Origin of the sequence: Aliidiomarina maris, from assembly GCF_003987335.1 — a bacterium.
Classification (GTDB): domain Bacteria; phylum Pseudomonadota; class Gammaproteobacteria; order Enterobacterales; family Alteromonadaceae; genus Aliidiomarina; species Aliidiomarina maris.
Window position 1 is genome coordinate 137241 of the sequence record NZ_PIPK01000002.1, and the last position, 22370, is coordinate 159610.

Annotated in this window: 22 protein-coding genes and 5 tRNA genes; 2 read left to right on the plus strand and 25 right to left on the minus strand. The window is 50.9% G+C overall.

Translation table 11 applies throughout. The features are described 5' to 3' along the window. Positions 1 to 72: 72 nt before the first annotated feature. The 25 genes from rplL to CWE07_RS03310 form a co-directional block, all read right to left on the minus strand. Complete coding sequence (rplL, locus tag CWE07_RS03190) at positions 73 to 447, minus strand: 50S ribosomal protein L7/L12 (protein WP_111568814.1); 375 nt, start codon at positions 445 to 447, stop codon at positions 73 to 75. Positions 448 to 501: 54 nt separating this feature from the next. Then, a complete protein-coding gene (gene rplJ / locus CWE07_RS03195; protein WP_111568813.1) occupies positions 502 to 1020 on the minus strand; it encodes a 50S ribosomal protein L10 in 519 nt (172 codons plus the stop codon). 278 nt (positions 1021 to 1298) lie between these two features. Further along, positions 1299 to 1997 (minus strand): 50S ribosomal protein L1, encoded by a 699-nt coding sequence (rplA, locus tag CWE07_RS03200; RefSeq protein ID WP_111568812.1) that lies wholly within the window; start codon positions 1995 to 1997, stop codon positions 1299 to 1301. Positions 1998 to 2001: 4 nt separating this feature from the next. After that, positions 2002 to 2430 carry a 50S ribosomal protein L11 gene (gene rplK / locus CWE07_RS03205; RefSeq protein WP_111568811.1) on the minus strand — a complete coding sequence of 143 codons (429 nt, stop codon included), beginning with the start codon at positions 2428 to 2430 and terminating at the stop codon, positions 2002 to 2004. Between the two features lie 114 nt (positions 2431 to 2544). After that, positions 2545 to 3090 carry a transcription termination/antitermination protein NusG gene (gene nusG, locus CWE07_RS03210; protein ID WP_111568810.1) on the minus strand — a complete coding sequence of 182 codons (546 nt, stop codon included), beginning with the start codon at positions 3088 to 3090 and terminating at the stop codon, positions 2545 to 2547. Between the two features lie 51 nt (positions 3091 to 3141). Further along, positions 3142 to 3519, minus strand: a complete 378-nt coding sequence (gene secE, locus CWE07_RS03215) for a preprotein translocase subunit SecE (RefSeq protein WP_111568809.1) — start codon at positions 3517 to 3519, stop codon at positions 3142 to 3144. A gap of 59 nt (positions 3520 to 3578) precedes the next feature. Then, positions 3579 to 3655, minus strand: a tRNA-Trp gene (locus CWE07_RS03220). Between the two features lie 146 nt (positions 3656 to 3801). After that, positions 3802 to 4542, minus strand: a complete 741-nt coding sequence (locus CWE07_RS03225; RefSeq protein WP_157983208.1) for a glycerophosphodiester phosphodiesterase — start codon at positions 4540 to 4542, stop codon at positions 3802 to 3804. 382 nt (positions 4543 to 4924) lie between these two features. After that, positions 4925 to 6109 carry an elongation factor Tu gene (gene tuf / locus CWE07_RS03230; protein ID WP_111568807.1) on the minus strand — a complete coding sequence of 395 codons (1185 nt, stop codon included), beginning with the start codon at positions 6107 to 6109 and terminating at the stop codon, positions 4925 to 4927. A gap of 109 nt (positions 6110 to 6218) precedes the next feature. Beyond that, positions 6219 to 6294: transfer RNA gene (locus CWE07_RS03235), tRNA-Thr, on the minus strand. Between the two features lie 14 nt (positions 6295 to 6308). After that, positions 6309 to 6383 (minus strand) — tRNA-Gly (locus CWE07_RS03240). Positions 6384 to 6420: 37 nt separating this feature from the next. After that, positions 6421 to 6505, minus strand: a tRNA-Tyr gene (locus CWE07_RS03245). An 18-nt stretch (positions 6506 to 6523) separates the two neighbouring features. Beyond that, a tRNA-Thr gene (locus tag CWE07_RS03250) sits at positions 6524 to 6599 on the minus strand. Positions 6600 to 6800: 201 nt separating this feature from the next. After that, the gene (locus CWE07_RS03255; protein WP_111568806.1) at positions 6801 to 8099 is read right to left on the minus strand and encodes an adenylosuccinate synthase; all 1299 of its coding nucleotides are present in this window, start codon (positions 8097 to 8099) and stop codon (positions 6801 to 6803) included. 83 nt (positions 8100 to 8182) lie between these two features. Continuing rightward, positions 8183 to 9331 (minus strand): aminotransferase class V-fold PLP-dependent enzyme, encoded by a 1149-nt coding sequence (locus tag CWE07_RS03260; protein WP_111568805.1) that lies wholly within the window; start codon positions 9329 to 9331, stop codon positions 8183 to 8185. Positions 9332 to 9482: 151 nt separating this feature from the next. Continuing rightward, positions 9483 to 10373, minus strand: a complete 891-nt coding sequence (hflC, locus tag CWE07_RS03265) for a protease modulator HflC (RefSeq protein ID WP_111568804.1) — start codon at positions 10371 to 10373, stop codon at positions 9483 to 9485. Position 10374: 1 nt separating this feature from the next. Next, entirely contained in the window at positions 10375 to 11574 is a 1200-nt protein-coding gene (gene hflK / locus CWE07_RS03270; protein WP_111568803.1) for an FtsH protease activity modulator HflK, read from the minus strand. 43 nt (positions 11575 to 11617) lie between these two features. Beyond that, positions 11618 to 12910 carry a ribosome rescue GTPase HflX gene (gene hflX, locus CWE07_RS03275; RefSeq protein ID WP_111568802.1) on the minus strand — a complete coding sequence of 431 codons (1293 nt, stop codon included), beginning with the start codon at positions 12908 to 12910 and terminating at the stop codon, positions 11618 to 11620. A 26-nt stretch (positions 12911 to 12936) separates the two neighbouring features. Beyond that, on the minus strand, positions 12937 to 13197 hold the full coding sequence (gene hfq / locus CWE07_RS03280) for an RNA chaperone Hfq (protein ID WP_111568801.1): 261 nt from the start codon (positions 13195 to 13197) through the stop codon (positions 12937 to 12939). 114 nt (positions 13198 to 13311) lie between these two features. Continuing rightward, on the minus strand, positions 13312 to 14277 hold the full coding sequence (miaA, locus tag CWE07_RS03285; protein ID WP_275541002.1) for a tRNA (adenosine(37)-N6)-dimethylallyltransferase MiaA: 966 nt from the start codon (positions 14275 to 14277) through the stop codon (positions 13312 to 13314). A gap of 39 nt (positions 14278 to 14316) precedes the next feature. Further along, positions 14317 to 16128 (minus strand): DNA mismatch repair endonuclease MutL, encoded by a 1812-nt coding sequence (mutL, locus tag CWE07_RS14475; RefSeq protein ID WP_111568800.1) that lies wholly within the window; start codon positions 16126 to 16128, stop codon positions 14317 to 14319. Further along, positions 16128 to 17459, minus strand: coding sequence for an N-acetylmuramoyl-L-alanine amidase (locus CWE07_RS03295; RefSeq protein ID WP_111568799.1), 1332 nt, complete (start codon positions 17457 to 17459; stop codon positions 16128 to 16130). Before CWE07_RS03295 ends, mutL begins: the two co-directional genes overlap by 1 nt. A gap of 99 nt (positions 17460 to 17558) precedes the next feature. Next, the gene (tsaE, locus tag CWE07_RS03300) at positions 17559 to 18098 is read right to left on the minus strand and encodes a tRNA (adenosine(37)-N6)-threonylcarbamoyltransferase complex ATPase subunit type 1 TsaE (protein WP_111568798.1); all 540 of its coding nucleotides are present in this window, start codon (positions 18096 to 18098) and stop codon (positions 17559 to 17561) included. A gap of 67 nt (positions 18099 to 18165) precedes the next feature. Beyond that, positions 18166 to 19692, minus strand: coding sequence for an NAD(P)H-hydrate dehydratase (locus CWE07_RS03305; RefSeq protein ID WP_111568797.1), 1527 nt, complete (start codon positions 19690 to 19692; stop codon positions 18166 to 18168). 49 nt (positions 19693 to 19741) lie between these two features. Further along, positions 19742 to 19945, minus strand: a complete 204-nt coding sequence (locus CWE07_RS03310; protein WP_111568796.1) for a YheV family putative zinc ribbon protein — start codon at positions 19943 to 19945, stop codon at positions 19742 to 19744. Positions 19946 to 20077: 132 nt separating this feature from the next. Here CWE07_RS03310 and CWE07_RS03315 point away from each other — a divergent pair, with 132 nt between their 5' ends. After that, positions 20078 to 21988: an ATP-binding cassette domain-containing protein gene (locus tag CWE07_RS03315; RefSeq protein WP_111568795.1), complete on the plus strand. Its 1911-nt coding sequence runs from the start codon at positions 20078 to 20080 to the stop codon at positions 21986 to 21988. Continuing rightward, a complete protein-coding gene (locus tag CWE07_RS03320) occupies positions 21981 to 22361 on the plus strand; it encodes a TIGR02444 family protein (protein WP_111568794.1) in 381 nt (126 codons plus the stop codon). The genes CWE07_RS03315 and CWE07_RS03320 overlap by 8 nt, the downstream gene beginning before the upstream one ends. Positions 22362 to 22370: the final 9 nt, after the last annotated feature.

The window sequence follows — 22370 nt, forward strand, 5'->3', positions numbered from 1 at the left end:
TTTAGCGCAAAAAGGCTGGTGACTAAAAAGTCACCAGCCTGAGCCCTAAAAAGGCCTTAATGCAAACAGAACTTACTTAAGTTCAACTTCTGCACCAGCTTCTTCAAGCTGCTTCTTCAGCTCTTCAGCGTCTGCCTTAGCAATGCCTTCTTTAACTGCTACTGGAGCAGACTCAACCATAGCTTTAGCTTCTTTCAAGCCTAGGCCAGTTGCGCCACGTACTGCTTTGATAGCAGCAACTTTGTTAGCACCAGCGGCTTTCAGGATTACGTCAAATTCAGTTTGCTCTTCTTCAGCAGCAGCGCCGCCAGCAGCAGGAGCAGCAACTGCAACAGCAGCAGATGCGTCAACACCGAATTTTTCTTCAGCAGCTTCGATCAATTCAACCAGTTCCATTACTGGCATTTCAGCGATCGCGTTTAAAATATCTTCTTTAGTCAGAGCCATGTCTCTAAACTCCTGGGATTATGAATGTAAATTCGATTAAAAAATAAATGTCGCTTATTTAGCGTCTTTGATTGCACCCAAAACGCGGACAAACTTAGTAGGTACTTCATTGATAGTACGAACAAATTTGGTAACCGGCGCTTTGAAGGTGGCAAGCAATTTCGCCAATGCTTCGTCGCGAGTCGGAAGTGACGCTACAGCGTCCAGTTTTTCTGGACCCATCAGACCGTTACCGATCGATAGCGCAGTCACTTGCAGGTTTTTGTTCTCTTTAGCGAAGTCTTTGAACAAGCGAGCAGCGCCGCCTGGAGCGTCCAAAGAAAAACCGTAGAGAAGTGGACCTTTAAGTGCCTCGTCCATGTCAGCAAACTGTGTACCTTCAAAAGCACGCTTAGCTAAAGTGTTACGTACGACTTGTACGTGAACGCCTTGCTTACGAGCTTCGGTACGAAGTTTGGTCATGTCCGCAACTTCGATTCCACGATACTCAGCAACAGCGACGGATAGTGCCTTAGAAGCGACTTCGTTAACGTCCTTAACGATCGCCTTTTTTGCATCTAAACCTAGTGCCACTAGTATCACCTCGTTAATAAAAGAGTTTGGTCAAGCCGCCCTCTTATCGTTACAAGTTGGTGGCGTTGGTTACCCGCTACCACCCCTTTGTCACGGTGAATCTCTCCCAGAGAGTCTGAGTCGGATGTCACCATCTGCGCAGGCCCCATTCAAATGAACGAAGATTAAGCCCTCACCTCCCGATGTGAGCACCTGCGGTCTTGGATGAGAGCCGCATCATAATGAGAGGCAACTCCAACCCTAAAACCTTGATTGCTTACCTAAGTAAGCGAACCAACTTACGCTTTATCAGCTAAAGTGCTTTGGTCTACACGAACGCCTGCGCCCATAGTGGTCGACAAGCTAACACGCTTAACAAACGCGCCTTTCGCAGAAGATGGCTTGGCTTTCTTCAAAGCACCAAGCAATGCTTCTAAGTTTTCTTTCAATTTGTCGTTGTCGAAATCAACACGACCGATAGTGCAGTGAATGATACCATTCTTGTCGTTACGATAACGTACCTGACCAGCTTTTGCATTTTTAACTGCAGTCGCAACGTCTGGCGTTACAGTACCAGTCTTAGGGTTAGGCATCAGGCCACGTGGACCTAAGATTTGACCTAATTGGCCGACCACACGCATTGCGTCAGGAGAAGCGATAACAACGTCAAAGTTCATTTCGCCTTTCTTAACTTGCTCAGCTAAGTCTTCCATGCCAACTAAATCAGCACCTGCTTCTTTCGCTTTCTCAACGTTAGCGCCAGAAGTAAATACTGCAACGCGAACGTCACGACCAGTACCGTTAGGTAGTACAGTTGCACCACGAACGTTTTGGTCAGATTTACGTGCATCGATACCCAAGTTAACTGAAACGTCTACACTTTCAGTAAACTTGGCTGTTGCTAATTCTTTTAACAAAGTCAGTGCTTCGTTAACATCATAATCACGAGCTTCAACTTTCTCGCGAATGGTACGCATACGCTTAGTTAGTTTTGCCATTGCATTAACCCTCTACGATCAAGCCCATTGAGCGAGCTGAACCCGCGATTGTACGAACTGCTGCGTCCATGTCCGCTGCAGTCAGATCCGGTTCTTTCATGTTCGCGATTTCTTCTAACTGAGCGCGGGTCACAGTACCGACCTTCTTCTTGTTAGGCTCGCCTGAACCACTCTTGATACCAGCTGCTTTCTTCAACAAGAATGCTGCAGGAGGGGTTTTAGTAATGAACGTGAATGAACGGTCTTCAAACACAGTGATTTCAACTGGAACTGGTGCACCTTGCTCAAGGTTGTCTGTCTGGGCGTTGAACGCTTTACAGAATTCCATGATGTTCACACCGTGCTGACCCAATGCTGGACCTACGGGTGGTGACGGGTTTGCTTTACCAGCTGCTACTTGCAGCTTGATGATGGCACTGACTTTTTTAGCCATTTTACTCGACCTCTGTTATGGGTTAAACGCCTCGCCAGACCTTGAGGAAGGTGGCTCAAACGGCTTCCCGATGGAAAATTTGAGCGCGGATTGTATACGAATCCGCCAACTCGATCAAGACTTTTCGACTTGACTGAAATCTAAATCTACTGGTGTTGAACGTCCGAAAATTGAAACCGATACTTTCATGCGGCTCTTTTCGTAGTCAACTTCTTCAACGGTACCATTGAAGTCTGCAAACGGACCGTCAGTAACACGAATAACTTCACCCGGTTCGAACATAGTTTTCGGACGCGGCTTGTCTTCTGACTCGTGCAAACGATTCAAGATAGCATCAGCTTCTTTGCTGCTGATCGGCGCAGGACGTTCTGCAGTACCACCAATGAAGCCCAATACACGCGGCGTGCTCTTAACTAAGTGCCAAGTATCTTCATTCATGACCATCTGGACCAATACATAGCCAGGGAAGAACTTGCGTGCGCTCTTACGGCGCTGACCGCCACGCATCTCGACGACTTCTTCAGTCGGTACTAAGACTTCGCCAAACAACTCTTCCATACCTTGGGCTTTGATGTACTCAAGTAAGGTCTTTTGGACGCGCTGCTCGTAACCTGAAAACGCCTGCACGACGTACCAACGTTTCTTCTGTTCTTCAGCCATTATGTTCTCCGGATAAATGATTTGGCTTATCGAGTTGCTTAGGCGCTGTAGTTAGGCACTGATGCCTGTGGCCATACCCACTACACGCACTAAAATGCCATCTAGACCCCACAATAAAAGCGCTACAATCACGGTCGCAACTAGAACAATTGCAGTCGTGTTGGTAGCTTCTTTGCGGCTTGGCCATACAACTTTGCGTACCTCAGTACGGCTTTCTTTGGCGAAGTTCAGAAAGGTCTGACCCTTAGCGGTGCGGCTAGCGATAATACCGGCTAAAACAACCAATACAATGACGCCTAATGCACGGAACACAACCATCACGTCGCCATAGATATAATTACCTACAACTGCCGCTGCAAGCAGCGCGATGGTGATAACCCATTTCAGGCCATCCATTTGGTTCGTTTGACTTTCTGTGTTTGCACTCATGGTTGCTGATCCTGCAATGTATGCGTTGACAATGAATGCTCAGGCATTCAACAAAAATTTGGCAGGGGTGGAGGGATTCGAACCCCCAACCGTCGGTTTTGGAGACCGCTGTTCTACCAATTGGAACTACACCCCTAAAAATTACACAAGCATCCTAATCATGGACTAACCCTGTGCATTGGAAAAACAAGGGAAGAAAGGATAATTAGGATGGACGCCGTATTATACCGATCAAAGTAGTGAAAGCAAGGCTCACAATGCGTTCAAACGTCAAGCATTGCTTTAGTCCGCGGTTTTGCCCAAACTTTGTATCAGGTGCGCATGGTTCGTCAGCAATTCGTCAACGCCTGCGTCTAATGCTTGCTGGTGTTCAGCCTCACTCTCAGGCAAATATCCGATGACCTTTGCCGAAAGCTTGTGGTAACGCTTGACTAAGCCTGCTGATAACACCGGCACACCACCAAGCTTTGGTGGCACCGCATACACGCCATGCTCAACCACACCAAGTGCAGGCAAACCGACTAGCGCAGACACCCCAGCACGCACACAGGCTTTATCTCGGGCAAGACAAAATGCATTGTCCAACACCTGTTGTAGTTGCTGCTCATGCGCGGGTTGCCACATCAAAAAACGCACCTGTTGGCGTAGGAAAGTTTCACCCTGAGGGTGCTTAAGCCAAGTTTGCAGCCCAGCAATAGTCGCCTCAGCGCTGTCCGGCTTGATATCAAGGATCCAGTTTAAGTGTGCATACCGGTCGAGGAATTCATCAAAGAACAATAGTGGTTCGCCCTGAATCAGCTTGAGCGCTTCCAGTTCACTGCGAGTTAAGTCGCTGACTTTAGTTTGCGCAGCACTGATACGACTTAACTCAGGGTCATGGCACAACACAATATGACCGTCTCGTGTCGTGCGCAGGTCAGTCTCAAGGTGGTCAAAGCCGAGTGCAACGGCATCATCAAATGCCTGAGCGGTGTTTTCAGTTGCGTGTTTAGTATACCCGCGGTGGCTTATCCAAGTAGTCATTGGCAATACTCTGTTCAAAACATCGTGAGCTGGCTTTGTCTGCCTTTCAACATCGCTTGGCGGCAGGCAATGCGCGGCGGCATCACTGCGTGACGCGGACATGGCCTGCCCGGTTAATCCAATATTTTAGATACAATACCATCATGCCTCGTTGAATGGTTACGCTCATTCACGGTGCTGCAATGACAATAGCAACGTTAATGATGTGTTGCAAATCTATGCCGAGAATGGCTGTGTGATGTCTGGCACAATATATTCGCAAAGGCGGAAATCAAAAAAGGCTCCCTATGGGAGCCTTTTGAAAATCTTGATTGGTGGTTGTAGGGCAGGCTTCGCCTGCCGTTCAACATCGCTTGGCGGCAGGCAAAGCCTGCCCTACCAATTAATCTAAGATTTTAGATACAACGCCAGCGCCTACGGTACGGCCGCCTTCACGGATAGCGAAGCGTAAGCCGTCGTCCATCGCGATTGGTGCAATCAGTTCTACTACGAACTTGATGTTGTCACCAGGCATAACCATCTCTACGCCTTCTGGCAATTCTACTGCACCAGTTACGTCCGTAGTACGGAAGTAGAACTGTGGACGGTAGCCTTTGAAGAATGGCGTATGACGACCACCTTCTTCTTTGCTCAGTACGTATACTTCTGCTTCGAACTTGGTATGCGGAGTGATTGAACCTGGCTTCGCCAATACTTGGCCACGCTGGATATCTTCACGCTTAGTACCACGCAACAATGCGCCGATGTTCTCACCTGCACGACCTTCGTCTAGCAACTTACGGAACATCTCAACACCCGTTACGGTAGTCTTCGTAGTGTCTTTGATACCTACGATTTCTACTTCGTCACCAGTGTTTACAATACCGCGCTCAACACGGCCAGTTACTACGGTACCACGGCCTGAGATTGAGAATACGTCTTCGATTGGCATCAAGAATGGCTTGTCGATATCACGCTCTGGCTCTGGGATGTATGAATCCAAAGCTTCTGCCAATTCGATGATTTTCTTTTCCCACTCTTCTTCGCCTTCCAACGCTTTTAGCGCTGAACCTTGAATCACTGGCAAGTCGTCACCTGGGAAGTCGTACTCTGACAACAACTCACGGACTTCCATTTCTACCAGCTCTAACAATTCTTCGTCGTCTACCATGTCACACTTGTTCATGAATACAACGATGAATGGTACGCCTACCTGACGTGACAACAAGATGTGCTCACGAGTCTGTGGCATTGGGCCGTCAGTCGCAGCTACTACTAAGATTGCGCCGTCCATCTGTGCAGCACCAGTGATCATGTTTTTAACATAGTCAGCGTGGCCTGGGCAGTCTACGTGGGCATAGTGACGTGACGGAGTGTCATACTCAACGTGTGAGGTTGAGATAGTGATACCACGCTCACGCTCTTCTGGAGCGTTGTCGATTGATGCGAAGTCTTTTGCAGAACCACCGTAGGTTTTTGCCAATACCGTGGTGATCGCCGCCGTCAGCGTGGTTTTACCATGGTCAACGTGACCGATAGTACCGACGTTTACGTGCGGTTTACTACGTTCAAATTTTGCTTTAGCCATGACAGCCTCTCTTTAATACGCTCGGTGACGATACTCACCAGTGCTTAGGATTGATAAACTTGGTTATGTTTGCAGAAAAGCAGGACTGGGAAGATAAGAGGCAGAAGACTGGTGCTGATAGGCGGATTTGAACCGCCGACCTCACCCTTACCAAGGGTGCGCTCTACCAACTGAGCTATATCAGCACGAAAACTTGTCTTGGAGCGGGTGGCGGGAATCGAACCCGCATCATCAGCTTGGAAGGCTGAGGTAATAGCCATTATACGACACCCGCAATCTTACTTCGGCTACCTGGGGTCTGCAGAAAAAAATGGTGGAGGGGGCAGGATTCGAACCTGCGAAGGCTGAGCCGTCAGATTTACAGTCTGATCCCTTTGACCGCTCGGGAACCCCTCCACAAATTTTTTAGCTAAATGGTGCCGGCACCAAGAGTCGAACTCGGGACCTACTGATTACAAGTCAGTTGCTCTACCAACTGAGCTATGCCGGCGTCACCGTTTAGGTGGTGCGAATTCTATGGCAAGGTTTTCATCGTTGCAACAGCTAATCGCATTTTTTTTTAATTTTTGCTACCGATTGCTTATTTTTTGCGTAATAAGCTCGGTTTTTATACGTTATTTCATGTCTAGGGCAGGCTCAGCCTGCTCACAAACATGGCGTGGTGGCATACAAAGTATGCCACCAAACGCGGTTACGCCGAGAAAGGATGGCGTAAAGTTATGGTTTCAGCACGATCAGGGCCGGTAGAGATAATATCTACTGGCACTTCAAGCAATGCTTCGATCCGTGCAATAAACGCAAGTGCCTTAGCTGGTAAGTCTTCATGCTTGGTGACGCCCACAGTTGGCTTCGCCCAGCCCCGCATGGTTTCATACACTGGCTCAACTTTCTCGTAGTCTTCGGCCGATAACGGCGGTAGGTCCACGATGTCACCTGAGGGCAACTTGTAGCCCGTACAAATTTTCACTTCATCAAGGCCATCTAACACGTCAAGCTTGGTTAAACATAAGCCACTGATTGAGTTGATCTGTACCGCGCGACGCATGGCCACTGCATCAAACCACCCCGTACGACGTTTGCGCCCAGTGGTCGCACCAAATTCATGGCCTTTCACACCTAAATGCTCGCCCACTTCACAACCCAGTTCGGTCGGGAACGGACCTGAACCAACGCGGGTGGTGTACGCTTTTACGATACCCAGTACATAATCTATATGGCGTGGGCCGAAACCAGCACCTGTGGCGACGCCACCAGCCGTGGTGTTCGAGGAGGTTACATACGGGTAGGTGCCGTGGTCGATGTCGAGTAAGGTGCCTTGAGCACCCTCAAACATGATGTGGTCGCCATTCTTACGCGCTTTATCTAGCAAACCAGGAATATCGGCAATCATCTTAATCAGGATAGGTGCGATTTCCTTACAGTAGGCAAGGACTTCGTCCGCATCTACTGCAGGTTGCTTGTAATACTGGGTGAGCGCAAAATTGTGGTACTCAATAATGTCGCGTAGTTTGTGCTCAAACTGTTGCATATTCATTAAGTCGCCCACGCGCAGTGCACGCCGAGCCACTTTATCTTCATACGCAGGGCCGATACCACGACCTGTGGTACCAATAGCTTTATTTCCACGTGCCGCTTCACGGGCCTGGTCCAAAGCAATATGGTAAGGCAAGATAAGTGGGCAGGCTTCGCTAATGAGTAGGCGCTCGCGCACCGGCACGCCGCGCGCTTCCAGCATCTCAACTTCTTCCATCAAAGCTTCAGGCGACAGCACGACTCCGTTACCTATCATACAGGTAACGTTGTTGCGCAAAATGCCCGATGGAATAAGGTGAAGAACTGTTTTCTTGCCTTCGGTGACCAATGTATGACCAGCGTTGTGGCCACCTTGATAGCGTACGACATACGTTGCCTTGTCAGTTAACAAGTCAACGATCTTTCCTTTGCCCTCGTCACCCCACTGGGTGCCAAGAATAACGACGTTTTTACCCATGATTCTCAAACAGTGGAAAATTAAGCCGCGATTCTACCAAAGCGGCGTTTATAATTCACCCAGATTTTCGCAAAACTGAGTGCTCAACCGACAATTTGCTCAAATTCCTGCACCTGTTGATACAAAGCAAACCCAAAGCGCAAGCGGTCGTATCTGTAATCCGTCATCACCCCCTGCTCGCGTAAACGGGTTGCCAAGCTTTGCACTTCTTCCGGCGAACTTAACTGAAAGGTAAAAAAGTGTCCATGGGTCGCATAGTCCTCAACTAAGAGGTTAGCGCGCGTCAATAACGGATGGTTCAAGCTATCGATATGACGTAGGAAACCCTGCTGCAAATCACGAACATACGCGTTTACTTTAGTATCGCTAAGGCCTTCTTGCTGCCACATCTGCAGCACCGCCTGCAACCGATATAGCGCACTAAAATCCATGGTTGCACCCGCCATGCGCATGCCATCGTCCGCATACTCAACAGCACCCTGCTGCGGTTTAGCTAAATTGGCGAAGTCTGCAAACCAACCGGTATATTCTGGACGTAATTTGCAACCTTGCGGCACCACGGCAAAGCAAACGCCCTCCCCGGCTTGCGCGTATTTGTAGCCGCCGGCTAAGTAGAATACCCGATGTTGAAACGCGGACCAGTCCGTCGGCACCGCACCAAAGCCATGGTAGCCATCGACAACCACCACCGTATTGTCATCACGCACCGCGTCTAGCCATTGGTCGACCCCGGGTGCTGCAACCCCTGAATTATAGAAAATCTGGCTGATGAAGATTAGTTCATAGGTTTGGGCCGCGACTGCGTCGCGCCAGCGTGTCGCTAAGCTCGCGTAGGGCTGTGCTGGGACTGTGGTAATTTCCACGTTGCCGCGCTCGAGTAAGCGCCGACTTTGACGGCTAAAGCTATGAAATTCACTATCCGTGGTTAAGATACGCAATGGCTTATCAGCAGCAAAGCTACTCATAATCCGGTATACAAATTCATGGGTATTGCCTGCAAAGGCTATCTGTTCAGGGCTACTCACATGTAGGCGCTCAGCAATCATTGCCTGCACCGCAGGGACACGCCGAGCGAAGATTTCATCCCACTTATCATCCGCAAAGCGTGCCGCGTCATCCCAGTAATCCAATTGTGCCTGCCGGGTCACATCCGGCCAATAATAGTGGCTGTGCGGCGACATATGTAATACCCCAGGGCGGGCATCAAGGAAACGAGAATATAAATGGCGCATAGCAACCCCATGCTTATAACAACAGTAGCTTGAGTATATCCATTGTCGCTTTGGGTGCAAATCATAGTAACAAAAAGGCCGCGCTGCTTCCTTGCTATGCAAGTGAACAGCGCGGCCTTTTTAAGCCGACATTTAGGCGGTAGCGAAAGTGTTACTCGCTACGGATACCCGACATCTGGTTCAAGAAACGGAAGAACTCGCTATCTGGGCTTAGCACCAGCACGTCGTTACCGCTTGAGAAGCTTTCTTTATAAGCTTCCATGCTTCGTAAGAAGGCAAAGAACTCAGCATCTTGGCTGTATGCTTCACCATAAATACGTGCCGCTTCCGCATCACCTTCACCACGTATTTGACGTGCTTCACGTTCTGCATCTGCAAGCATAACCGTCACACGCGCATCCACGTCAGCGCGGATAAACTCCGCCTGAGATTGACCTTCAGCTCGGTGCTCACGAGCAACTGCATTACGCTCAGCCCGCATACGCGCGAAAATCGACTGGCTCACTTCGGTTGGCAAGTTAATTTGCTTTACTCGCACGTCAAGAATTTGAATACCCAAGTCAGACGCTCCATCGCCAGCTTGCACCAGCGCTTGTTCCATCAGCTCATCACGCTCGCCTGAAACGATGTCACGGATAGTACGTGTACCAAACTCACTACGTAGACCCGAATTGATCCGGCGCATCAGTAGGTCTTCTGCTTGACGCTCGTTACCACCACCCGTAGACAAGTAGAACTGGGCAAAGTCAGCTATTCGCCATTTCACGAACGCATCGACGATTAAGTCTTTTTGTTCGCTGGTGATAAAGCGGTCAGGCTGACCATCCAATGTTTTCACGCGCGCATCTAACTTCTCTATCCGCTCGATCAGTGGAATTTTAAAGTGTAGGCCTGGCTGATACACGACAGGGCGTCCGTCTTCATCTTGGGCAACCTGACCAAAACGGATCACGATACCACGCTCACCCTCTTGGATGGTGAACAGCGATGAATAGCCTAAAATGGCGACGATAACAGCAATGACTATGACTAAATTGCGCATCTTAGTTACCTCCTCGACCGCTTGTGCCACGTGGATTGCTACCACGCATACTCTCAGGCTGGACAATACCAGACCCAGAAGAATTCACTCGCGGTGTATTACTTGATGTCCCAGTCTGCGAACCCACGCCTTCTAACGGCAATATAGGTGCGACCTGACGCTGGCGATTTTGCATAATTTGGTCGAGCGGTAGGTACAACATGTTGTTGCCACCATCGACATCGACAAACACTTTCGCATTATTCGCGTAAATTGCTTGTAGCGTTTCTAAATACAAACGTTGACGCGTCGTTTCTGGCGCTGCTTGATACTGTGGCAGTAACAAGTTAAAGCGTGCGATTTCACCTTGAGCTTGTAAAATAGCACTTTCTTTTTGCGCTTGGGCTTCTTGTTGCAGACGACGCACACGACCACGTGCTTGCGGCTCACGCTCACGTGCATAGGCTTCAGCTTCACGAATAAAACGCTCTTCATCTTCCTGTGCCGCGATGGCGTCATCAAATGCATCACGTACTTCTTCTGGCGGACGCGCAGGCAAGAAGTTGACGTCGATCACATTGATACCTAGGTCGTAACGCTCAACCAAACGGTCAATAATTTCCCAAGTTTGTTGGCGAATTTGTTCACGACCAACAGTCAGGATATTGTCCATCGTATTATGGCCGACCACGAAACGTAAGGCGCTATCGGTAATCTGAGCCAAACTGTCGTCAGGTGCTTCGACGTTGTATAGATAGGCACGTGCATTCACTACACGATATTGAACGCCTAGCTCGACGCGAACTACGTTTTCGTCTTCGGTCAGCATAAAGCCGCTAGTCTGTTGCGACTGAACGTTATTGACGTCCACATTCGACACTTCGTCAATGAACACTGGGCGCCAGTGCAAGCCTGAAGTTACTTCAGTATGGTATGCACCAAAACGCAGTACGACACCACGTTCTGCTTCGTTGACGGTATAGAAACCCGCGATAAACCAGACGACTAAAGCCAACACGGCAACTAAGCCAATCAGTTTACTTGGCACGCTGCCGCCAGACTGGCCGCTGCCACCCTGACCACCTTTGCCACCCATTCCCAGCTTGCCGAGTAGGTTCTTCAGGGCCTCGTCCAGATCAGGAGGACCCTGATCTTTTCCGCCCTGGTTTTTCCATGGGTCGCGGTTTTTGTCACCGCCATTCCCCGGTTGATTCCAGGCCATTGATTACTCCAAACGTAGATAAAATTCGTTGCTACTGCGGGTGTTATTCTTGCTCGACAACAAAACTAGCAAGCTTGTTACCGTGCACTTTAAGCAGCTTTTGCCACTCCACCGCAGGCATGTTGACAGATACTAACATATCTCCGTTGTCGAGTATCTGTTCTGATTGCACACAATCAAGCGCATATAATTGACTGCGAAGTTTACCCTCCTGCGGAGGTAGTCGCAAATGCTCACGCATCATTTGCTTTGACAGGCGCTCACTCAGGGCTTGGAACAACAAATCGACCCCAACGCCAGTTTGGGCAGACAACCATACGCGTTGCGGAACCCCTGCGTCGTCATAATCAATACGTGGATTTTGCTGTTCCAGACGATCTATCTTATTGCATACCAATAATTGCGGTGTTTCGGAGGCTTCAATTTCAGCTAATACCGCATCAACTTGGCGTTGGTTGTCCGCTTGGCGCTCGTCACTAATATCCATCACGTGGAGGAGTAAGTCGGCATCGCGGGTTTCTTGCAATGTGGCTTTAAACGCTGCCACTAAGTCGTGGGGAAGATGGCGAATAAACCCAACGGTGTCCGCCAGCACCGCAGGGCCAACGTCTTTCAAGTCAATCTTACGTAAGGTTGGGTCGAGGGTGGCAAACAATTGGTCCTCGGCATACACATCTGCGTTGGTAATTCGATTAAATAACGTCGACTTGCCGGCGTTGGTATAACCGACCAATGCAAGCGTAGGAATTTCCGCACGCATGCGTGCGCGACGCCCTTGTTCACGTTGTTTCGCCACTTTGTCTAAACGCGCTAAGATCGCTTTAATACGTGCGCGCAGCAAGCGACGGTCAGTTTCGAGCTGAGTTTCACCAGGCCCACGTAAACCGATACCACCTTTTTGGCGCTCTAAGTGAGTCCAGCCTCGAATCAGTCGCGTTGAAATGTGACGCAATTGCGCCAACTCAACCTGCAGCTTACCCTCGTGGGTGCGCGCACGCTGGGCGAAGATATCAAGAATTAAACCGGTGCGGTCAAGCACGCGACACTGAAAGACTTTCTCTAAGTTACGTTCCTGGGAGGGTGACAACGCGTGGTTAAAAATAACGATGTCTGCTTCATGGGCTTTAACCAATGCAGCAATTTCTTCGGCTTTACCTGTGCCGATAAACAACTTCGCATCCGGCGCACGTCGGCTGGTTGAAACGACTTCAAGTGCTTCAACCCCAGCCGATGACACCAGCAAAGCGAGCTCTTCAACGTCTTCACGAGCGGATTCATTCGGAAAGTCGACATTGACGAGTATCGCCTGCTCGCCGCCTTCATATCTATCAAACAAGCGAGCTACCTCTGCTTAATTGGAAATTAAAATTGGGGGGCACCACCTTCAGCGTCGTCACTACCCGTTGGATGGTAGTTGTTCGGAATACGTGAAGGCACCACAGTTGAGATGGCATGCTTATACACCATCTGACTCACGGTATTCTTTAATAGTACCACGAACTGATCAAACGACTCGATCTGTCCTTGGAGCTTAATGCCGTTTACTAAATAAATTGAAACGGGAATACGCTCACGTCGTAGCGCATTCAAAAAAGGGTCTTGTAACGTTTGGCCTTTCGCCATGGCTATGTTCCTTTCGCAACTTGTTATTAGAATTGATACAGTGCTTGAGTACGACGCCACTGCATCTTGAGTGTAGCAAGATAATTTATTAAGTGCGGGTTATTTCTACAAATTTCAAGGCTTTTTTAACCACATTTGTGGCCGCGTCGCGAATTTGTCCCGCAAGGTTGACCACGCCTCGTCAGCTAGGTTCACCTGAGTTGGGTCAAGCCAATGTAAATCCGGCCAACTACGCAACCAAGTTAACTGGCGTTTTGCCAATTGACGTGTGGCTGCAATCCCTTTTGCCCGCATATCGTCGGCGCTGATGTCGCCGTCTAAATATTGCCATACTTGACGGTAGCCGACGCAGCGCATGGATGGTAAATCCAAATGCAAATCGCCGCGTGCACGCAGTTTTTCAACTTCAGCAATGAAGCCTTGCTGCAACATATCATCAAAACGTAATTCAATACGCTGATGCAACACTTTTCGATCGGCAGGCGCTACTGCAAATTGGTAACTTGGCCATTGCAGACCTGGCTCCTGGGACTCCGTGAGCTCAGTCATACTGCGCCCACTTAATGTGTACACTTCCAAAGCACGCAATAACCGCTGCGGATCATTCGGGTGAATACGTGCGGCGGACTGCGGGTCAAAGCTGGCCAGCCTTTGGTGCAATGCCAGCCAACCGTGCTGCTCGGCTTCAGCTTGCAGGGCCTCACGCACTGCCGCATCCGCAGTTGGCAAGTTCGACATGCCGCCAAGGAGCGTGCGGTAATACAGCATGGTGCCGCCGACTAAGATAGGTACTTGCTGCTGCGCAATCGCCTGCTCAATAAGGTCCAGGGCAGCATGGCGAAAGTCTGCTGCGCTGTAGCTCTGCGCAGGGTCAAGAATATCCACTAAAGCATGGGGGTAGCGCGCCAGCTCCGCAGCACTTGGCTTGGCTGTACCAATGTCCATTTGTTTATAAATGAGCGCAGAATCAACACTAATAATACGCCCATTCAAGCGCTCAAATAGATCCATCGCCAGCTGGGTTTTACCCGCGGCTGTGGGTCCGGAAATACAAATAACAAAAGGCTGACCGCCATTCAGTTGTGTCACATTCGGTCCTGTTACATTATGTTCTAGGGCTTAATTAAGTGTGCTCTGCCAATCAAGTGCGCGCAAGAAATTAGCCTGAATATCTAAATTCGCACTTTCTTGCAGCCAATAGTCTGCCTGCGACTCGCTAAACTGGGTTAATTCCGCCTGCTGCGCCAGCCACCGGTGCAGCGCTTGGTGCTCGGTTAGGTCGGTAGCGTCTAATAGCTCGATAAGCTTAGGTAACAATTGGCTAATGTCTCGTTGGCGCAACATCGTTGGCACCTGCATGACCACCGCACGTTGTGTTGAGAGCATTTTCAACTGCACCCCAAGTACGGCTAATTGCTGCTGCTGTTCTGGCTGCAAAGGCTCGGCTAATTCAAGCTGCACCGGGAGCAGCAGAGGCTGACCGCTTAAGCCTTGTTTTAGCTTTTGCTTTAACCGAGCTTGCTCCACGGCGACCTGCACGGCGCTGACATCAATCAGTGCCAAGTCACTGGTCATTTGGGTGCTGTGTTGCAGCATCAGCGCATAGCGCTGGGCTAATAAACCGACTCGCCGCCATTGGCTATGGCCCGGTGTTAATGCTGGTGCGGACGTCTGCGCCGCAGGCGTCATTAACTGCTGGTAATAGGCTGCTGCGGCTGGAGCATCCTGTTCTACGAGCTGCCTAATCGCTGAGTGTGCAGCCGCTGAGTCGCTATGGGGCTGCTGATAGGCGTGACGCGGCGGGGGCTGATAGGCCTGCTGTGCGGGCGCCTCATTGGCTGCCGTCACTGGCCCTTGCGGGTTCAGGTTTGATTCCGTAGTGGTAAAGCTTGGCGCGTCATCCTGCAACGGCTTATAACTAGCGATAGCTTGGCGCAAACTGTGCAGCACAAAATCATGAATTTGGCGCGCCTGATGAAAGCGCACTTCATGCTTCGCTGGATGAACATTCACATCCACCTCTCGCGCTGGCAGCGTTAAATACAGCACATACGTTGGCTGGCGATCGTCGTTCAGGCTATCGTCGTAGGCTTGTCGAATCGCATGATTTAGCAATTTGTCCTTCATCATGCGTCCGTTGACGTACATATATTGAACGTCCCCTTGGTGCCGACATGCCTGTGCAGGCGCTATCCAGCCATGTAGTTGCCACTGCTCGAAAGTATGTTGCAGAAACACCGCGTCCTGGGCGAAGCCTTGGCCGGCAATTGCTTTTAATCTGGGCAACGCTTGGTCGACATCTATCTGCTCCGCCGCCTGACCGCGCATAGGCTTATAGTCACGGACCTTCCGGCCGTTGTGGGTCAAATGAATACGCACATGAGGCGCGGCTAATGCAATCCGCCGCACCACCTCATCAATGTGACCAAATTCAGTTTTCTCGGTGCGTAAAAACTTACGCCGCGCTGGGGTATTGAAAAAGAGATCCTGCACATCAACGGTAGTGCCTTGGGGGTGCGCGGCGGGCTGAATTTGTACCTGCATATCACGGCCTTCACAAAACGCCTGCCAAGCTTCGCTTTGATCTGCTGGCTTCGAGGTCAAGGTTAGGCGTGATACCGAACTGATACTTGCTAATGCTTCGCCACGAAAACCGAGGGACTGAATACTCTCAAGGTCATCCAAGGTATGAATTTTCGAAGTTGCATGACGACTTAATGCCAGCGCCAGCTCGTCTTTGGCAATGCCGCTTCCATTGTCACGCAAGCGGATGCGCTTGGCTCCGCCTTGTTCAATGTCTAAGCTTAAATCTGTTGCACCTGCATCGATGCTATTTTCCACCAGCTCTTTAACCACAGACGACGGGCGCTCAACCACCTCGCCCGCAGCAATTTGATTGGCTAGTTGCAGCGGCAATTGACGAATAGGCATCAGCTAGCCGGAATCTCTAACACCTGACCAACTCGCAACACCGTAGACGACAGGTTGTTCTGTTGCTGAATCGCACGCACGGTCGTCCCATAACGTTGCGCCAACACTGACAGCGAATCACCCGACTGCACACGATGCTGACGTGTGCGTTGATTGGCTAAAATAGTGCCATCAATTGGGTGGCGGACAAAAAATTCACGCGTGCCCTCATACAAGGCTTGGGCTAAGCGCTGCTGATGCGCCGTCGAGCGCATTTCTTGCTCTTCTTGCGGGTTCGATATAAAGCCTAACTCGACTAATACCGACGGAATATCCGGGCTATTCAAGACCGCAAAGCTTGCAGCCTGTGGCTCGCGGCGATGTAAGCGCGTCACTGTGCCGAGGCGTGACAACAATAAATTCGCCGCCTCAAAGCCACCGCTCATTGAGCTGTCAATCGACATATCTAATAAGGTGCGCGCTAAGTACGGGTCGTCGCCATTGTTTGACAACACTTCGCCAGCACCGCCGAGCAATTCAGAATGCTGCTCGCGGTTCTCTAACCATCGGCCTAACTCAGTATTCGCACGTCGCCGCGACAACACCCACACCGATGCACCACGCGGCTGCGGTGTTGTAAATGCGTCGGCGTGAATAGAAATCAGCATGTCTGCACGCTCACGTCGGGCGATGCGGTTACGCTGATTCAGTTGTACGCCATAGTCGCCAGTTCGCACCAATACTGCCTTCATGCCTGGGTCAGCATTAATTAGCTCCGCCAAGCGACGTGCAACCGGCAAGGTAATATTTTTCTCATAGGTCCCCGAAGGCCCAATTGAACCTGGGTCTTCGCCTCCGTGGCCAGCATCAATCGCGACCACCACAGGACGCTCTTTCATACCTTCTAAACTGCGTGTTACGCGCTGTTCTGGCACTGACTGCCCCGGAATATCGACCACTAAGCGATGGCCGTAGCGCTCATTCGGCGGCAATGGAAATATCACTGGGGTCACTTGTCGGCTGAGCTCTAACACGATACGTGTGGTGGATGCTTGGGGCGGTGATGACGAGCGAATACGATTGACCATCATCGACTCAAAGTCGAGGGCGTCCAGGTTGACTTGGTTGCGGGTGTTACGAAAATCTATCACAAGCCGATAAGGCTGGTTGTCATAGATGGTAAAATAACTATGTTCAGGGGCTGCTGCCAGGTCAAACACAATGCGGGTCTTGTCCGGCGCAGGCCACACCCGCACCGATTCTAAGGCATCACTTGCAAACGCTGGGGCGATAAGCCACAACGAACACCATATAAGAGCCAAACTGTTCAGCGCACTGCGTATTTTTTTCATTATTATTTAATTACTTGGTTAACTCATAGATTATTTAACTAGCAGTTATTTATCTCATTACACGTAGTTCTTAACAAACTAAATTGCGTTTTTAACAAACTACACTGCGGTTTGCCACAAGTTCAGACAGGCATTTCCCGCCGCAGTTCGACCCAGCGCGGATAAAGTTCGATGCAACTCAACGCCTGCACTGTCTTGCTGGGCCACTAATTCAAGCTCAATATCAGCGCCTGGAAGCAAACCGAACCCACGCTGCGGCCATTCGACCAAACACAAGCAATCATTGGCAAAGTAATCTCGAATCCCCATGAATTCGAGCTCTTCTGGGTCTTGCAAACGGTATAAATCAAAGTGAAACACGCGCATATCGCTTAGCTCGTAGGGCTCTACCAAAGTATAGGTCGGGCTTTTGACTGCCCCTTGGTGGCCGAGGTGCTGAATTAAGCCGCGACTAAAGGTTGTCTTCCCGGCACCCAAACCACCATGCAAATACACCACCAACGGCGGAACCTCGGCCAGCTCTTTTATCGCCTGCGCTAACCCTTGACCCGCTGCAACAGTCGCGTCAGCGTCAGCCAGCGTAATAACCAACTGAGGCGTTGCGTGCTGATTTATTTCACTACTCACCAGATGACTCATCGTGCTGTTGCCTTATATTGTTGCTATAACCATTGAATTCGCTGACTGCGGTGAATATTAGCAAACTTCAATCAGCAGTTGACCCCCCTTGCGAAGGATTTACCCAAGCACTGATGCAGTCAATCACATCGCTGGCCAGCAAACCGCGCTGGCCTCGCGTTTGGCTAGCCGTTTGCGCCGCCAACCCATGCACCAGCGCTGCGTAGCCTGTGCTTTCGGGCAGACTTTGGCGCAGCTGACCCGCTTGTGCGTATAGTGGCGCAAGCACCGCGGCGATAACGCCCGTTAACACATCTCCCATACCAGCACTGGCAAGCCCTGGGTTGCCCGAAGTATTCACTGCCACATAGTCTGAATGGTAAATAATGCTTCCCGCACCTTTTAGCACCACCACACCACCGTACTGCTCATGCAGCCGTGCCGCTGTGTCCCAGCGATCTTGCTCTAACTCATTGGCTTGGGTGGCTAGTAATCGCGACGCTTCGCCAGGGTGTGGGGTTAGAATCCAATCGTCTCGACGCATGGGGTTTCGCGCCAGCAAATTAAGCGCGTCCGCATCAACCACAAGGGGCGTATCCAGCTCAATCACCTTATGCCACCACGCCTGCCCCCACTGTTGCTGGCCCAGGCCCGGGCCAATAGCGATCACATCGGCTTGTTGCAAGAGGGTATCGCTATCAGGGTCATCGGCTTGTAAACTGCGCACCATAAGCTCAGGCGCAAACCCTTGGCTGCCATGTTGGCAAATCACAGTGACTTTACCTGCGCCCGCACGCAACGCCGCCATACCGGCTAACTGAACCGCGCCCACCATGCCCTCGCTGCCGCCGATAATGACCACATGGCCGAACATACCTTTATGGCAATTCCAAGGCCGGGGCGGAAAGGCTTGAGTCAACTGAGTTGGGTCTAAACGCCAAGCTGCCGCTTTGCACAAGGTGCGAAATTCACGCAAAATACCCAGGTCAGCGAACCATAGCTGGCCGCAATAGTCCCCAGCTTGAGCCGTGTAAAGCCCACGCTTTGGCGCCACCATAGTCACCGTATGGCGAGCCTGAATAGCCTGCCCCAATACACGCCCGGTGTCTGCATGCAGCCCGCTCGGAACATCAATCGCAATTACCGGTAAGCGCGCTTCATTGACGCTGGCTATTGCCTCAGCAATGTCGCCTTGCACCGGCGTATCCACCCCAGTCCCAAGTAACGCATCCACCACCACGTCCGGGTCACAGTCGCCCCAATCCAACAAGGCTTCGATCTGGCCACCCTGGGCTTGCCAGCTACTTTGCGCCCGCGCACTCAGCTCAGTGGCTGCGGGTTTAGCAGTAAATACACGTACATCGTAGCCTGCCAGTGCCGCTTGTGTGGCCAATACATAGCCGTCACCGCCGTTATTACCACTACCACAGAGTACCGCAACGCGCAGTGGCGCCGGATACGCTTCGCGCAAGCACTCGAAGGCGGCACGGCCAGCGCGCTGCATCAATTGCCACATGCTAATGCCAGCAATTTCAGCCGCTCTTGCCTCATAGTCACGCACCTGATCAGGGCGATACAGTTGTTGGGGGATCTGTCGGGTCAATAATCGGTTCATACAAACTCCTCAAGCAGAGTTTGGCCGGTGGCGCTTCGGTCAGCCGCGGTTACTCGGGTTTGAACACCCCGATCACGCCGTCAAACGTGCGCTCCGAACCACTGCCTTGGGCTTTTGGCTCATCCATCTTAAAGCCACACTCAACGCATTCAACATGCTCAATGCCGTGTTCGCTGTACAACATTAAACTGTCGACTGCCTTACATTCTGTGCATGTTGCGCCGGCGATAAACCGCTTCTTACTTCTCGCCATGATGCGTACTCCTCTGGTTGCCACCAACCGACGACGGGCTTAACTTGCCATTAGCATAGCATACCGCCCTGCCGTCCTGATCATGGCTGTGATAAAATCAATCCCATTTCTAGGTGGTTGGAATTTTACCCTATGATTCAAGCGGAATCGATAAGCCTTATTCGTGGCGCCAAGCAGTTATTACAGCAAAGTAGTTTTACCATTTATGCAGGACAGCGCGTCGGCTTAGTGGGTGCGAACGGTACTGGTAAATCATCGCTATTTGCGTTGCTGCGCGGAGAAATCAAGGAAGACGCAGGTAACCTGCAGTTTCCAGCCGCGTGGCGCATTGCGGCTGTGGCGCAGGAAACGCCAGCGCTAGATGCCACGGCACTTGCCTATGTGGTCAGTGGCGACCAAGAGTACACCGCATTGAATCAAGCCCTAGCGGCGGCAGAACAGGCCGATGACGGCCACAAGATAGCCGCTATTCATGGCCAGTTAGATGCGATTGGCGGCTATCAAATTGAAGCGCGAGCAGCGAGTTTGTTGGCCGGCTTAGGATTTAGCCAAGCGCAACTGCAAAAACCGGTGCGCGCGTTCTCTGGTGGTTGGCGAATGCGCTTAAACCTAGCTCAAGCCTTGATCGCGCGGTCTGACTTATTACTGCTGGATGAGCCTACCAACCACCTCGACTTGGATGCTATTTATTGGTTAGAGAACTGGTTACTGCGTTACCCCGGCACCTTGATCCTGATTTCCCACGACCGTGACTTTTTGGACGCGGTGATTACCCATACGATTCATATCGACCGCCAGCAAACCCACAGTTATAGCGGCAACTACACCAGTTTCCAGCGCCAACGCAGTGAGCAGTTAGCACAGCACCGCCAGCAGTATGAAAAGCAGCAAGCCCAGCGCGCCCATTTGCAGTCGTTTATTGACCGCTTTAAAGCCAAAGCGACTAAAGCTAAGCAAGCCCAAAGCCGGGTCAAAGCCCTTGAGAAGCTGACCTTAAGCGCACCGCTGGAAGATGCCCAGGCCTTTGAATTTAGCTTTCGCCCGCCTAACAAGTTACCCAACCCACTGATTGAAATGGAAAAGCTGCAGGCGGGTTATGGCGACACCGTTATTTTGCACAACATTCACCTGAACTTGGTGCCGGGTAGCCGTATCGGCTTGTTAGGCCACAATGGCGCGGGTAAATCGACGCTGATGAAGCTATTAGCTGGCGAGATGCAGCCCTTGGCGGGCCAGCGCCGGGTAAGTGCAGGGCTTGAAATTGGTTACTTCGCACAACATCAGTTAGAAACCTTGCACCCTGAAGAGAGCCCTATGGCGCATATACAACGGCTCGACCCAAGCGCAAGCGAGCAAAGCCTGCGTGACTATTTAGGCGGGTTTGGTTTTCATGGCGATAGCGTGTTTGCACCCAGCGGGCCGTTTTCAGGTGGTGAGAAAGCACGCTTGGTACTGGCGTTAATTGTCTATCAGAAGCCCAATTTATTGCTGCTTGACGAACCGACCAACCACTTGGACTTGGATATTCGCGAGGCGCTGATTCGCGCTTTGCAGGATTTCACCGGCGCCATGGTCATTGTGTCCCACGACCGTCATTTTCTGCGTGCCACCGTCGACGATTTTTACTTAGTCGCGAATCAGCGCGTAGAAGGTTTTGATGGCAGCTTAGAGGACTATCAACAGTGGGTGGAAGACCAGCGCGCCGAATCGAAAGCCCAGGCAAATGCGGCGAGCCAATCCGACAGCCCAGATAAGACCAGCAAAAAAGAAGCACGCCAAGCCGCCGCCGATAAGCGCAAACTGATGAAACCGCTGCAAGACAAAATTAAAGCCGCGGAACGCTTAATGCAACAAGCCGAAACAGAACTGGTCAAGGTCCATGACCGGCTTAGCGCGGCGGATATCTATGACGCAGCCAACAAAGACGAGCTCACTCAGTTATTGAAGCGCCAAGGTGAATTACAGCAACAGCTTGAAGACGCCGAAGCCGACTGGTTAAGCCACAGTGAACAACTAGATATGATGCAGGTGGACGATGCATAACCCGATTGATGCCGCCACATTCTGGCAAGCAAGTCATGAAATTTATCAGCGCCCTGGCATGCAGCAACAACTGATAACGCGCCAGGACCAGCACGGCGACAATGTGAATTTAGCGTTGTTGGAGTTGTATCTTGCAGAGCGAGGGCAACCGTTAGATACCAATGAGAAGCAGGTGCTACAGGCGTTAATTGACGCGTTTAGCACTGAGCACACCCAATTAGTGCGCCAGTTACGACGTCAGTTAAGTCGCAGTGAGGCATTGACCGAAGTCGCTAGCAAGGCACTCAAACAAGCGCTATTAGACGCTGAGTTAATCTTAGAACAACAAGAACAGGCGCTGCTGATCACACATCTGCAGCGCCTGCGCGCATAAGGTTATTGC